The organism is Flavobacterium sp. JLP (genome assembly GCF_015350755.1).
In the GTDB taxonomy this organism is placed as follows: domain Bacteria; phylum Bacteroidota; class Bacteroidia; order Flavobacteriales; family Flavobacteriaceae; genus Flavobacterium.
In genome coordinates this window covers 22,558-37,539 of the sequence record NZ_JADKPS010000007.1, presented here as the reverse complement: position 1 = coordinate 37,539, position 14,982 = coordinate 22,558, and the positions used below count along the sequence as shown (strand labels likewise).

8 protein-coding genes are annotated in these 14,982 nt (G+C 35.5%); 5 read left to right on the top strand and 3 right to left on the bottom strand.

From position 1 onward, the window contains the following. The first annotated feature begins 17 nt into the window (after positions 1-17). The 3 genes from IRZ83_RS15815 (at position 18) to IRZ83_RS15805 (ending at position 7,410) form a co-directional block, all read left to right on the top strand. On the top strand, positions 18-755 hold the full coding sequence (locus IRZ83_RS15815; RefSeq protein ID WP_410505349.1) for an NUDIX hydrolase: 738 nt from the start codon (positions 18-20) through the stop codon (positions 753-755). Between the two features lie 162 nt (positions 756-917). Further along, positions 918-2,714: a translation elongation factor 4 gene (lepA, locus tag IRZ83_RS15810; protein WP_029270966.1), complete on the top strand. Its 1,797-nt coding sequence runs from the start codon at positions 918-920 to the stop codon at positions 2,712-2,714. 169 nt (positions 2,715-2,883) lie between these two features. Then, positions 2,884-7,410 carry a fibronectin type III domain-containing protein gene (locus IRZ83_RS15805; RefSeq protein WP_194570193.1) on the top strand — a complete coding sequence of 1,509 codons (4,527 nt, stop codon included), beginning with the start codon at positions 2,884-2,886 and terminating at the stop codon, positions 7,408-7,410. Positions 7,411-7,457: 47 nt separating this feature from the next. On the opposite strand, the gene IRZ83_RS15800 is transcribed toward IRZ83_RS15805, so the two are convergent. After that, a complete protein-coding gene (locus IRZ83_RS15800; protein ID WP_194570191.1) occupies positions 7,458-7,952 on the bottom strand; it encodes a hypothetical protein in 495 nt (164 codons plus the stop codon). Positions 7,953-8,082: 130 nt separating this feature from the next. Here IRZ83_RS15800 and IRZ83_RS15795 point away from each other — a divergent pair, with 130 nt between their 5' ends. After that, entirely contained in the window at positions 8,083-9,042 is a 960-nt protein-coding gene (locus tag IRZ83_RS15795; RefSeq protein WP_194570189.1) for a helix-turn-helix transcriptional regulator, read from the top strand. Between the two features lie 64 nt (positions 9,043-9,106). Here the strand turns inward: IRZ83_RS15795 and IRZ83_RS15790 are convergent, their stop codons facing one another. Both IRZ83_RS15790 and IRZ83_RS15785 read right to left on the bottom strand, forming a co-directional pair. Then, complete coding sequence (locus IRZ83_RS15790) at positions 9,107-9,595, bottom strand: DinB family protein (protein WP_194570187.1); 489 nt, start codon at positions 9,593-9,595, stop codon at positions 9,107-9,109. 124 nt (positions 9,596-9,719) lie between these two features. Then, positions 9,720-10,652, bottom strand: a complete 933-nt coding sequence (locus tag IRZ83_RS15785; RefSeq protein WP_194570185.1) for a 1-phosphofructokinase family hexose kinase — start codon at positions 10,650-10,652, stop codon at positions 9,720-9,722. Between the two features lie 187 nt (positions 10,653-10,839). Between IRZ83_RS15785 and IRZ83_RS15780 the strand changes: the two genes are divergently transcribed. Next, on the top strand, positions 10,840-14,898 hold the full coding sequence (locus tag IRZ83_RS15780; protein WP_194570183.1) for a T9SS type B sorting domain-containing protein: 4,059 nt from the start codon (positions 10,840-10,842) through the stop codon (positions 14,896-14,898). The last annotated feature ends 84 nt before the right edge of the window (positions 14,899-14,982 follow it).

The following is a 14,982-nucleotide window of genomic DNA, read 5'->3' as shown; positions in this document are numbered from 1 at the left end:
CCAGCCTGTAAGCAATAATGAAATTTTCACTTTCTAAAAATATGCTAAATCCAGACAGCAAAAAAGCTGCAGAAATGCCACAGCCAGCCGTTGACGGAATCACGATTGACTGCGTTATTTTTGGATTTAACAAAGCAAGCCTCGAAGTACTTTTAGTACAGCATGCCGAGGGAGAAAGTATTGGAAAATGGGGACTTTTGGGAGGATACTTAAAAAAAGATGAAAGTGCAGATGACGCCGCACAGCGAATTTTATACGAACTCACCGCTCTAGATAATATTTACTTAGAACAACTAAAAGCGTTTACGAACCCAAATCGTGTAAGCGAACGAAGAGTAGTTACTATTGGCTATTACACTTTAGTAAATCGTGAAGATTATAATATTAAAGCCAGCTTAACGGTAATCGAAGCTAAATGGCACAAAATCAATGATGTTCCGGATTTAATATTTGATCATAACGAAATTTTAGGCTTTAGTTTAATGCAATTGCGAAATCGCGTTCGTCAAGCGCCAATTGGTTTTAATCTTTTGCCAGAAAAATTTACTTTATTGCAGCTAATGCATCTTTATGAAGAAATATTAGGAATTGAATTGGACAAGTCAAATTTCCGAAGAAAAATTCTGCACATGAAATTACTGGTTGAGCTCGATGAAAAACAGCAGGATGTTTCGCACAGAGCAGCAAAACTCTACAAATTTGACCCCGATATTTACAAAAAACTGACCGAAAAAGGTTTTAATTTTGAGTTTTAGAAGCCGTTTTAAATTTCAGAATTTAACTATCACTCTTCAACATTCCAGAATCCAAAACTTTGCGCTATCTTTGCGCCTTAATAACATGCACTAAAGCAATTGCAATAGCGCAATTTATACCCAGAAAAGAGTAAAACTCGTTAAGAGAATTGATATATTAAAATGAAGAAGATACGTAACTTTTGCATTATTGCACACATTGACCACGGTAAAAGTACACTGGCAGACCGCTTATTGGGCGCTACACAAACCGTTACAGCTCGTGAAGAAAAAGCACAATTGCTTGACAACATGGATCTGGAGCGCGAGCGTGGAATTACCATTAAAAGTCACGCCATACAAATGGAATACACTTATAAAGGTGAAGAATATATTTTAAATTTGATTGACACTCCTGGTCACGTTGACTTTTCATACGAGGTTTCAAGATCTATTGCAGCCTGCGAAGGTGCGCTTTTGATTGTTGATGCTGCACAAAGTATTCAGGCGCAGACTATTTCGAACTTATATTTAGCTCTTGAGAATGATCTGGAAATTATTCCGGTTTTAAATAAAGTTGATTTACCAAGTGCCAACCCTGAAGAAGTTAGTGATGATATTATCGATTTATTAGGATGTAAATTAGAAGATATTATTCACGCATCTGGAAAAACAGGTTTTGGTGTTGAGAATATCTTAGCTGCCATTATCGAAAAAATCCCAGCTCCTAAAGGAAATAAAGACGAACCATTACAGGCTTTAATTTTTGACTCGGTTTATAACCCGTTTCGTGGAATTGAAGTAATCTTTAGAGTTGTAAACGGAGAAATTAAAAAAGGACAGAAAATTAAATTCATGGCCACTGGAAATGAATACTTTGCTGACGAAATTGGAACTTTAAAACTAAATCAAGTTCCGAAAAATGTAATTTCTGTTGGAGATGTTGGTTATTTAATTTCTGGAATTAAAGAAGCAAAAGAAGTAAAAGTTGGTGATACATTGACAGATGCCAAAACGCCAACAACTAATATGATTACAGGTTTTGAGGATGTAAAACCAATGGTTTTTGCCGGAATTTATCCTGTTGATACGGAAGATTATGAAGATTTGCGTTCTTCTATGGAGAAATTGCAATTGAATGATGCTTCGCTGGTTTTTACACCTGAAAGTTCTGCAGCGTTAGGTTTTGGTTTCCGTTGCGGCTTCTTAGGAATGCTTCATATGGAAATTATCCAGGAACGTTTAGAGCGTGAGTTCGATATGACTGTAATTACTACAGTTCCTAACGTTTCGTATTTGGCTTATACCAAAAAAGATCCTGAAACTGCGTTTGTTGTAAATAATCCTTCTGACTTGCCTGAACCTTCTCGTTTAGACAGAGTTGAAGAACCATATATTAAAGCCACAATCATTACAAAAGCTGATTTCGTAGGAAACGTAATGAGCCTGTGTATTGAAAAACGTGGTCAAATTACAAATCAAACTTATTTGACTACAGAAAGAGTTGAATTGAATTTTGATATGCCTCTGGCCGAAATTGTATTCGATTTTTATGATCGTTTAAAAACCGTTTCTAAAGGTTATGCCTCTTTTGATTACTCTCCTATCGGAATGAGGACTTCAAAATTGGTAAAACTGGATGTTCTTTTGAATGCACAGACTGTTGATGCACTTTCAGCCTTGATTCACGAAGACAACGCTTACAACATTGGTAAAAAAATGACCGAGAAATTACGAGAATTGATTCCGAGACAACAATTTGACATTCCGATTCAAGCTGCAATTGGAGCAAAAATTATCGCTCGTGAAACGATTAAAGCACTTCGTAAAGACGTTACCGCAAAATGTTACGGGGGAGATATTTCGCGTAAGCGTAAATTGCTGGAAAAACAGAAAAAAGGTAAAAAACGTATGAGACAAGTAGGAAACGTTGAGATTCCGCAAGAAGCTTTTATGGCTGTTTTGAAATTGAACGACTAGATTTTTATTTTTAGAAGAAAGAATAAAGAGAATAGAATAGAGATAAAACCCGATGACGAAAGTTGTCGGGTTTTTTACTGCTCTCAAATTATTTCAATTCAAAAAATTTAATACTATTTTTTTTATAAGTAAAAAGCAATAGATTTACTCTACTAATTAACGATACCATATGATAGAAACTTTACTTAAAGCTAGATTGCAAATTATTTTGTTTATTTCACTTCTAACACCAATATTTGCGAATGCAGGAACTAAATCTATTATTTCTGATTTACGCATTTTTTCCAGTATAGAAAATTCCTTTTCTCATTCAATTGCAGATACAGAAGCTCCAACCGCTCCTACAAATTTAGTGGCAACACAAATTACAGCATCAAGTGTAACTTTATCTTGGACAGCTTCTATAGATAATGTAGGTGTTGTGTCTTATGACATTTATCAGGGAGTCAATATACTTATGGGAAATTCAACGGCAACATCTTTTACTGTTACTCCTTTATCTTCAAATTATAGTACTAGTTTTAAAATAAGGGCCAAGGATGCCGCGGGAAACGTTTCAGTTGCAAGTGTTTCACTTTCGATTAAAACGCTAGACATAACGGAGCCAACTATACCAACCAAATTAACAGCTTCAGGAGCAACTGCTACGAGTATCAATTTATCATGGGCAGCTTCAAAAGATAATGATGCTGTGGCTGCTTACGATATTTATCAAGGTGGCAGTTTGCTTGTTGGAACTTCAACTACCACAAACTTTACCGTTACAGGTTTAGTCCCAAACAACATTTACACTTTTACAGTAAAAGCCAGAGATGCTGCCGGAAATGTTTCTCAGAAAAGTGTTGCTGTTTTATTTGAAACTGTAGATACGCTGCCACCAACAACACCTAGTGTAATTACTACGGAAATTAACCCAACATCTATAAATTTATCGTGGATTCCATCAACAGATAACAGAGGGGTTACTTCGTATGAGATTTTTAAAGATGGCTATCTTGCTGGTACATCAACATCGGCTAATTTTAATGCCACACTATTACAAGCCAATACAAAGTATTCTTTTACAATAACAGCAAAAGATGCTGCCGGAAATACATCTCCTTTAAGTGCCGTAATTACTGTAACTACAGCACCTCCTATTCCTGCTTATTGTGTTTCTACAGGCTTTAGCAGCTCTATACCTATGTCTATAAGCAGAGTACAAGTTGGCTCTCTTGACACCAAACAAGATGCATCACAAAGTGGCAACAGTACTTCGCCGACTACAGATTTAAAGAAAGGAATATCATATAGTATTACCCTTACTGCAACTGAATATATTAGCGGTCAAACTCAGTTTGGTCAACGTTATGCTGTTTGGATCGATTACAATAAAGATTTTGATTTTAATGATCCTGGAGAATTGATTTGGAATCAAGAAGTTACTACAACTTCACCGGTAATAGGTACTTTTCTAGTTCCTGAAAGCGCAATTAGTGGAGAAACTAGAATGAGAGTAACAACTCAAGGTGATGCTGTTGGCATTCCTTATCCTTGTGGAGATTACACTGGCACTTACAATTATGGACACACTTTTGATTATACTGTAAATATTATAAATTCCTCTAATGATCCTAATGCATCCTCACCACCAACAAATCTAGTCGCGTCAGGTACTACTTGGACAACAACTGATTTAGCATGGCTCGCGCCTGCAAATACAGCAGATATTGTTGGCTATGAAATTTACAAGGAAGATGTTTTGATTGGAAATTCGCAAACCACCAATTTTTCCGTTACTGGTTTAATGCAATTAAGAGCCTATTTATTTACAGTAAAAGCAAAAAAATCTGACGGGACAGTCTCGAAGTCTAGCACTCCTGTATTTATTAAAACACTACGAGCTCCAAATCCTAGTGTTCCAACAAATTTAAAGATTACGGATGTAAGTGCTACTAAAATTGACATCTCATGGAGTCCCTCAGTAAGCAGTGGCGATATAACTTACTATATTTATCTATCGTACGGGTCGCTTACCAATCAATCCTTTGGCTCAACGAAAAATCCTTATTTCACGATCAAAAGTCTTGGTCCAAATAGAGATTATACCGTTACGGTACAAGCAGTTGACGAAGCATCAAATAAATCGCCAATGAGTGATAGTATTAAAGGCACTACCTTAAACTATGGTCCCGCTCCACTGCCTGCGACAGATCTAACGGCAACAGAAATTACAACCTCATCAGCAACGCTAACATGGACACCATCGAAAAATGGCACACCTATAACATCTTACATAATCTATAAAGATGGTCAAAAAATTGGCACAGTTGATGGCAACATAACAACTTTTAATGTAACTGGATTGGAAAGTGAGAAAACATATTCGTTTATTGTTGAGGCTGTCCTTAATGATGATTCCTACACTTCTAAAAGCGGTACGCTAACAATTCAAACTGTCGCATTGCTAAAATACTGCATTCCTGGGGCAACAATTGGAAAAAAAGACTACATTTCAAATGTTGATTTTGGAGCAGTCACTCACTTTTCTGGTTCATCCAGCTATGAAGATGTTACGATTTATACCGCTTCAATAACTCCCGGGCAGGAAATCTCTATTATTACAACAATTTATAAAAGCAGTCCACAAACTGAATCTAATGGATTTGCAATTTGGATTGACTTCAATGATGATAAAGATTTTGATGATGAAGGTGAATTGGTATGGAGTTCAACATACAAGAATATCTCAACCCTAAACTTTGATGCTGTTGCAAATTTTACGATTCCTACTACTGTAACTCCGAGAAAAACAAGGCTAAGAATTGCCATGAAGCAAAATGGAATTCCAACATCATGCGAAAAATTTCCTTATGGAGAGGTTGAAGATTATTCAGTCACTATTAAAAAACCAATAGTAGAATTTGAAGCTCCAACTGCACCCACAAACCTAACAGCATCGAACATCAAGTCATTCACAGCTAATTTGTCCTGGAAAGCTTCGACAGACAATATTGGCGTTGCCACTTACGAAATTTATAAGAATGGTATTCTTACAGCAAGTACCTCTAATACAGAATATATAGTTACAGGCTTGAATTCGCAAACCGCTTATTCGTTTACTGTAAAAGCTAAAGATTATACTGGAAACAGCTCTTTAGAAAGCAACACTGCTTTAGTGACTACCTTGGCGGCTGATATAATGGCTCCAACACCTCCATTAAATCTTACCGCAAGCAATACCACAAAAACAGGAACAATATTATCATGGACAGCATCAACAGATAATGTAGGCGTTGTTAGTTATGAGGTTTATAAGGATTACTCTTTACTTGAAACAATATCTACAACAACTTACAATGTTTCAAATTTAAAATCAAACTCAATTTATACTTTTACTGTAAAAGCCAAAGATGAAGCGGGAAATGTTTCTGAAGCTAGTACTAAATTAATGATAACCACTCTGGGCCAGGATGTAACGCCTCCAACTGCGCCAACAGATCTTATAGCCTCTAACACTACAAAATCAGGAACTACTTTATCATGGACAGCTTCGACAGATAATATTGCAGTTACCGGCTATAACATTTACTATCTGGATAATGTTCTTTTTGCTACAACAACAAATACGACTTATACTTTTACGAATTTAATAGCAGAACAAAGGTATTCGTTTACTGTAAAAGCAAAAGATGCTGACGGAAATTTATCTGACGCCAGCAAAAATGTTATAGTAGATACTTTACCGGAAGACTCAACGCCTCCAACAGCACCAAAAAATCTTACTGCGACAACTAACGGAACAACAACAATCTTAACTTGGACAGCTTCTACAGATAATGTAGGTGTAACCAGTTATGAAATTTATATTGATAATACGCTGATTGCAACGTCTACAACAACAACTTATACCGTTAAAAATCTAATATTAGGAAGGGATTATTTATTTACCGTTAAAGCAAAAGACAGGGCAAAAAATTTATCTGATGCGAGTAATACTGTAACTGTAACTACCGATAAAGAAATTTTATATTGTACTTCTGCTGGAACAGATACAGAAAAAGGACACATTAATAAAGTACTCTTAAACTCAATAGACAATACAACAAAAGGAGGAATTGGAGGATATTCTGACTTCACGACAATATCTACAAATTTAGCAAAGGGTCAAAGCAATACGATTACTATAGAAACTTGGACTTCAAACGGCAAATCAAATGTGTTTGCTGTTTGGATTGACCTAAATGGAGATAAAGATTTTGAGGATGCCAATGAATTAATTTGGAGTTCAGCTCTGGTAACTTCAACAGCTGTAACAGGTAATTTTACAATTCCAAATACTGCTGTTAACGGATCGACAAGAATGAGGATTTCTATGAAACAAAGCGGAACTCCTGACAGCTGCGAAACATTTGCTTTGGGAGAAGTAGAAGATTATACTGTAAATATCCAATCAAATCTTTCTGTCGAAGATCATGACGCTTCAAAGAATCTTGGTTATATTTTGCATCCAAATCCAGCTCATGATAAATTGTTTGTCAGAATTCCTGAAAATAAAACAGCAACATACAAGATAACTAATGTAGTTGGTCAAAATATTGATGAAGGCAAAGTTGATGAAGCTGGCATTAATATTAGCAGAATTGGCTCAGGAATTTATATTATAGAATTGAATGATGGAGAAAAATCAGTTTTCAAGAAATTTATAAAGAAATAAAAATTTTCAAATAAGATAAAAACCTCGCAAACAGCGAGGTTTTTTATTTATGCTGATGGCTTGGTAAAAGACCAGCCAGACATAACTAGATCATGAATAAATTGGTTTGTTTCAGCACCATCTTTCATTGTATAGATTCCTTGATTACTCGTATATGTCTCCGTTAATTTTGGAGCCAATAAAACTGCGCCAATAAAAATTCCAAAAAGCCCAAAGACAATTGAGAAAGGATTAAAACCAAAAAATAAGTAAATAATAAAAACTAAAACAAATGCAGATATCCCGAGACTAACCCAATTTGCTTTGCTTTGCGTCGAAATATGGATTTTTTTACAAGAGGAACATCGTGGTACTCCAATCGTGATTGCTGCATATTTTACAGATCTGTAGACAATAAGGTTTGTTCTGTCATTAATTGCATAAAGAGATACAAAACAGCAATCATCAATACTTTTCATTTCTGCTTCTCCGCAATAAGTACATTTATTGTTAAGAGGTTCAAATCGTGTGTGAGTTTCATTAAAAGTGTAATTTTCTATCATATATTTTCATTAAAACTTATTTGTCATATTTATTCAAAAATAGCATTTTGAATTAATTATTAAAGACTTTCTTTTTATTTCCACATTAAAAACTCTGTATCTTTGAACCTCTCAACCCTCAAAAAAAATCATGCTCGACGAAACCCCAAAACGATTTGATCGAATTGTCGCCATTCTGATTCAATTACAATCTAAAAAAATTGTAAAAGCTCAGGAATTGGCTGATCGTTTTGACTGTAGTTTGAGAACTATTTACAGGGACATTCGAACTCTTGAAGCTTCCGGAGTTCCTATTTATAGTGAAGCCGGAGTGGGTTATGCTTTAATGGAAGGTTATAGATTGCCTCCAGTTATGTTTACGCGCGAAGAAGTGAGCAGTTTTATTGCTGCAGAGAAATTAATGCAGAAATTCACTGATCCATCTCTGGGGTCACATTACGCTTCTGCCATGTATAAACTCAAATCGGTTTTAAGAAGTACGGATAAAGATTGGCTTTCGAATATTGAATCGAGAGTAGTTATGCAAACTGCCGAACCCATGTTTAATGACAGTTCTCCTAATACTTTAGCCGTTTTGTTTGAAAGTATTGCGGAGAAAAAGCAAGTTCTTTTAACTTATAAAACCTTGGAAGCCGAAGAAGCGAGCAATAGAAATATTGAGCCTGTTGGTGTTTTTCATGATAACAATAATTGGTATTTTTTAGGATATTGTCATTTGAGGAAAGATTATCGCCAATTTAGAACCGATAGAATTCAGGGAATTCAAAAAACAGATTACGATTTTACATTAGAACACGATTCTTTAGAAACATATTTAACGAAAACAGAAACGATACCAACGACAAAAGTTCGCATTTTAGTCGATAAAAAAATTGCCTGTTACCTTCGTTATGAACAAAAATATCATGGATATGTTTCTGAAAAAGAAGTAAACGGACAAATCGAAATGACCTTTATGTGCAGAGATATAGAAAGCGGTTTTCCACGGTGGTTTTTAATGTTTGGAGATTACGCTAAAATCTTAGAACCGGAAAGACTTAAAACTAGAACTTTAGAATTGTTGGAGGTTAATCGAAAAAGACTTTTATAAAAAAACTCCTAGAGAAGAATTTGATTTCATCTTTTAGGAGTTTTTTGTTATAAATTCTAAGGTTTTATCTTTCCCAGAAAAAAGGAGGCTGAATATTTAAAGCTCTTAAATACACATATCCTTGTCCGCGGTGATGTACTTCATTATCAATAAAATATAATATATTCTGTATAACAGGAAATTCGTATTGACCAAACAGATTAAAAGTTTCACTAAAATCCTCAACCGACAGTTTTTCCCAATATTTATTGATTTCTAAAGTTGCTTCGTCCCATTTTTCAAGATATTGCGCTTTAAAAATCAATTTTTCCGATTCCTCTTCGGTAAAAGCTTTAATTTCTTTATTTACAATTCCTTTTAAGCCCGGAACTGCAATTGCTAAAAGTTCATCTACTAATTTTGCAAAAGGTCTCATTCCGCCAATCGAAAATTCAAAAAAATCCTTCTCCGGAAAAACTTCGATAATTCGGCGTGTAAGTGCGCGGTGTCCTTGCCAGTGTTTTAATAAATCTTCTGAACTGATTACTTGTGCATTTGCTTCTAATGTTTTCATGATTTTAAAGTTTTAATTTGTTTAATACTTCAAAATTATTGAGGGTCGGTGACAACAGTTTGTCAGCAGGAAAAAATATTTTACTTTATTTCCTAAACTCACAATTCATAATTAACAATTAAATCTATTTATTCTTCAGCCATTCAAACAAACGGTTGGCATCTTCAAATTTAAATAATTGCGTTCCTTCATTCATGGTCGCGGCTGATCCACAGGCAACACCCCAGCGAATTACTTCTTTCAAATCTTTATTTTGAGATAATGCCCAAACTATGCCCCCAACCATACTGTCTCCTGCTCCCACAGTACTTTTTTTAGCAACATTTGGCGCAGGTACATATTCGTAAATGTCCTTAGTAACCAGAACTGCACCTTGAGGCCCGAGTGAAACTACGACAATTTCTGCTCCGCCTTTGGCAATTATTTTTTTTGCGGCATCGTTTACTTCTTCCATTTCAAGGCGCTCTACTCCTACTAATTTTGCGAGTTCTCCAACATTTGGTTTTATAAGATAAGCACCCGTTTCTAAAACTTTCTTCAAGGCTTCTCCGGAAGTATCAACGACTAATTTAGAATTTGATTTTTTAGCAATTTCAGCCACTCTTTGATAAAAATCATCAGATAAACCTTCGTTCAAACTGCCACTTGCCACCAAAAACTTAGGTTTTAATTCTGAAATGGTTTTTAAAATTTTTTCAACCTCAACATCAGCTAAAACATCGCCCGAAAATCCAAAACGATATTGCGAATTTGTATGATCATCAACAGCAATAAAATTTTCTCTTGTTGCCGTTTCCGTTTCAATAACTTCAAAATCAATTTTTTCTTTTTTAACCAAATCTTTAAGCATTTCTCCTACAGGTCCGCCAGAAGTAAAGACAGCAAGAGAACTTCCGCGCAAGCGAGAAATTGCTTTTGAAACGTTTATACCACCGCCTCCAGCATCAAACTGAGGGTCTTTGCATCTAATTTTCTGCTCAGCAATTAAACCAGAGAAATGTGTGCTCTTATCTACGGAAGGGTTTACGGTCAAGGTAACTATATCAAATGATTTCATATTTTTTTATTGTGAAAATGGTTTCTATTTATGAGATGTATATGCAATTTACTAAAATTAAAACCGATAATCACTTTTGGACAAATAATTAATCTTAACGAAATAAATCATAAAAAACTGACATTCATGGTATTAAAAATAAAATCATTCGTATCTTTAATAACCCCAATTAATAAAAATAAGAATTATGAGAGCAACTCTATTTCTTCTTTTATTATTTTATTCGACTATATCTTTGTCACAGGGGATCGTTGTCGACACTACAACTTTGACTATACCTGAACTGATTCGCGAAGAATTAATGCAGAATGCCTGTGCCAACGAAAATAACTTCAAGTTCTCATCACATCTGGGCATTGGTAAATTTACAAGTACGAATCCTAACTTTCCCATTTCAGAAGGAATCATTATTCGTAATGGAATCGCCAAATATACCGAAGGAAACTATACTGGCAATAATGAAAGCAGTCAATTGAATACTGCCAATGACAGCGATCTGCAGGTTATCAGTGACAGCAACGGACAAATTGTTCCGATCACAGATGTAAGTTTTGTTCAGTTTGATTTTACGCCTTTATCGAGTAATTTTAGTTTTGAGTTTCTTTTTGCTTCGAATGAATATGGCGAATTTCAATGTGGTTTCAGCGATGTTTTTGCATTTATACTGACTGATTTAACTACAGGAACTACCACTAATCTTGCTGTAGTTCCGGGAACAAATACGCCTGTTTCAGTCAAGAATATTAGAGATCAACAATATAATTCTTCCTGTTTATCTGCCAATGCCAATTTATTTGACCATTATAACGTAAATAATCCAGCAAATTCGGCCATAAATATGAGAGGTGAGACCAAAGTTCTAATGGCTTCGTCAACTGTAATTCCAAATAGAACTTACAGCATCAAACTGGCAATTGGCGATTACAATGACAGCAATTATGATTCTGCAGTTTTTATAAAAGGGGGCAGTTTTATGACCAATATGGATTTGGGTCCAGACAGAAATATTTGTCAAGGCGAAAAAATCACACTTCAATCAGGACTTATCGGGAATTATACCTATATCTGGACTTTAAACGGAACCGTTATTCCTGGAGAAACAAGCAGTTCTTTAACGCTAGATAAAGCCGGAACTTATGGCGTTACGGCAACACTTTCTGGCTGCGTTATAAAAGATGAAGTCGTGATTAGCGATTTGGCGATTAAACCTCCTAAGAATTTGATTGCCTGCTATACCGAAAACGGTATCTACCAATATGACCTAACTCAAAATAATGCGACTGTCTTAGGTGTTAATCCGGCAGAATATTCACTTTATTATTTTGCTTCTTTGACTGCTGCCAATGCAAACGGCCCAATAATACCAGAAAATCAATTGAACTCTTTTACCAGCTCTGGCAATCAAACTATATACATAAAAGCGGTACCAGTTAATAATAGAAATACGTTTTGCAATAATCTAATCTCATTTGATTTGTTGGTGACCGCTCCAATCAACGTTGTAAAACCGCCAGACTTGAGTGTTTGTGATACCAATTCAGGAAGAGTACGAGTTGATTTGACTGTTCAAGAACCGGCTATCTTAAATGGATTAAATCCATCAGATTATAAAATTATATATTACACAAGCCAAACAGATGCAAACAATGGCAGGAACAGTATACCAAATCCAACTGTCTTTATTACTTCTTTATCTCAATCGCCACAAACCATCTGGGTGCGAGTTCAAAATATTTCGAGCTCAGTTTGTTATACTATAGTAAATTTCGATATCATAATTAATTCGCTTCCGAATGTAGATGCTCTTCCAGATGTTATTGCCTGCAACAGTTATACATTGCCGCAAATCACTTTTGGAAATTATTACACTGGTCCAAGCGGAACGGGAACCAAATTGAATGCTGGAGATGTTATTACAAAAACTGGAGTATATTACATATACAGTGGTTCAACTAGTAATAATTGTACCAATGAGAATTACTTTAATGTAACCTTAGTTTATGAACTCTCATTTGCAAAAGAAGCTTGTGGAGCATACATTGTTCCCCGAGTAGCTGCGGGCGGTTTTTTTACCGAACCTGGTGGCCGGGGAGATCCTATTCCAAACGGCACATTATTTACTACTGATCAGACCATTTATTATTATGCCGTATTTAATGGATCAGTTTGTCGTGACGAAGCTGTGCCATTTATTGTTCATCCCCTGCCACCGATAGACAAACCAAGTAATGTAGTGACTTGCGATTCGTATACACTGCCTTCTTTAGTTAATGGAAATTATTACACTGCAGCTGGTGGCGGTGGAACTTTATTGAATGCTGGAACGAATATAACTTCAAGCCGAACCTTATTTGTTTTTGCAAATGACGGAAGGTGTACCAATGAACATTCTTTTAAAATTGATATTGTTGATTCTTCAATCTTTGTTCCAATTACGCAATGCGGCAGCTACACTTTGCCAGCAGTTGAAATAGGAGGTTATTATGATAGTCCTGGTGGACAAGGAAAAAACATTCCTTCTGAAACCATTATTACCACCTCACAAACCGTTTATTATTATGTCGCCACTACAACTTCTAACAATTGTACAAATAACCTTAAATATGACATTACCATAAAACCCTTGCCTTTGGTCGATATGCCTAGCAATAGGCTTGAATGCAAAAGTTATATTTTGCCTCCCTTGATAAATGGCAATTATTTTACTGGTACAAATGGCGGAGGAAATTCGTTAAAAGCTGGAGACATAATCACTTCAACACAAACCATCTATGTTTATTCCGTTGGAACAGAATGCAATAATGAACATAGTTTTATTGTCGAAATTAGAAAGCTTCCCCCAGTTGATAGTTTTACTGATGTCGTTACCTGTGCAGATTTTAAACTGCCTGTATTGAAAAATGGTCAATACTACACCGCTACAGGAGGCCCAAATGGTTTGGGAACTCAAATTGCTGAAGGAACAAGCATAAAAACAACTCAAACTGTTTATATTTATAATGAATGGCCTGATTTTAAAACGTGCACTAATGAAACTTTTTTTAAAATCAATGCCAACGGAATAGATGTTGGAACTTTCGAAAATATAAATGTTTGCGACAGCTACACCCTTCCACCATTAAATTTAGGCAATTATTTTTCACAGCCTGGAGGCAAAGGTCCCATTATTCCAGCGGGAACTGTTTTAACTTCCTCACAGACAATCTATGTTTATGCGATTGTGGGAACGCGATCGACTTGCACGAGCGAAAAGAGCTTTTCTGTTACCATTTCTATAACGCCCATACTGGTCAGTACACCTGATGTTGCCATTTGTGAAAGCTACACATTGCCTCCCTTACCGATTGGAAGTTATTACTATAGCGGACCAAGTGCGACAGGAACGCAATATTTTGCTGGTGAACAAATAAAGACCAGCCAAAAAATGTATATCTATGCTTTTCCAGCGACAAATCAGACTTGTGCTTCTCAAGATGATTTTAATATTACGATTTACCCTTTAAAAGATTTGCCAATAAATGGCGGCATAATTTGTGTCGATTATCAAACCGGAATTTTACTGAGTCCGGTACAATTAGATTCCGGACTTAACTCGAATATTTATACCGTTGACTGGTTTTTAGAAGGCAGTAAAATAAGCACGGGACCAGCTTATACAGCCATTAAAGAAGGAACTTATACCGTTGTAAGTACTAAAATTACACCTAATATTGGTGACGATTGCGGTTATAGCACAACCACAGTTATCGTCGAAAAATCAAGTCCGGCAATTGCAACCGTTACTGTTACCGATGCTTTTGAAGATAATATCGATATAATTGTAAACTTAACAAATGGATTTGGAACATACGAATATCAATTAGATGATGGCGGTTTTCAAACCAGCAATGTTTTTTCGGATGTTGATTCCGGAGAGCATGTTATTACAATTAAAGACATAAAAGGAAATTGTGATGATCAAATTTTAATTGCCAACGTTCTAAAATATCCTAAGTTTTTCACTCCAAACAACGATGGTTTTCATGATACTTGGAACATTACAGATCTCGCTTTTCAGCCTGACGCAGTAATAAATATTTTCGACCGCTATGGTAAATTCCTAAAACAGCTCAAACCTTCTGGACCTGGATGGGATGGTAATTATAATGGAAGTCCGCTTCCTTCCAGTGATTATTGGTTTCAAGCTTTTTATACCCAAAACGGCGTGTCTCAAATATTTAAATCTCATTTCACTTTAAAAAGGTAATTATTTGATGCCGTGGTTTAATGAAATTATCCTTTATCTGATAATTATAGCTATTAAACTATCAACTTTGTACCTTTGTAGCTA

What these genes read in the sequence shown, in the direction of transcription:
- IRZ83_RS15795 (WP_194570189.1), top strand. Translation starts at nt 8,083, where the DNA reads ATGCTCGACGAAACCCCAAAACGATTTGATCGAATTGTCGCCATTCTG.
- IRZ83_RS15815 (WP_410505349.1), top strand. Translation starts at nt 18, where the DNA reads ATGAAATTTTCACTTTCTAAAAATATGCTAAATCCAGACAGCAAAAAA.
- IRZ83_RS15800 (WP_194570191.1), bottom strand. Translation starts at nt 7,952, where the DNA reads ATGATAGAAAATTACACTTTTAATGAAACTCACACACGATTTGAACCT.
- lepA (WP_029270966.1), top strand. Translation starts at nt 918, where the DNA reads ATGAAGAAGATACGTAACTTTTGCATTATTGCACACATTGACCACGGT.
- IRZ83_RS15805 (WP_194570193.1), top strand. Translation starts at nt 2,884, where the DNA reads ATGATAGAAACTTTACTTAAAGCTAGATTGCAAATTATTTTGTTTATT.
- IRZ83_RS15785 (WP_194570185.1), bottom strand. Translation starts at nt 10,652, where the DNA reads ATGAAATCATTTGATATAGTTACCTTGACCGTAAACCCTTCCGTAGAT.
- IRZ83_RS15780 (WP_194570183.1), top strand. Translation starts at nt 10,840, where the DNA reads ATGAGAGCAACTCTATTTCTTCTTTTATTATTTTATTCGACTATATCT.
- IRZ83_RS15790 (WP_194570187.1), bottom strand. Translation starts at nt 9,595, where the DNA reads ATGAAAACATTAGAAGCAAATGCACAAGTAATCAGTTCAGAAGATTTA.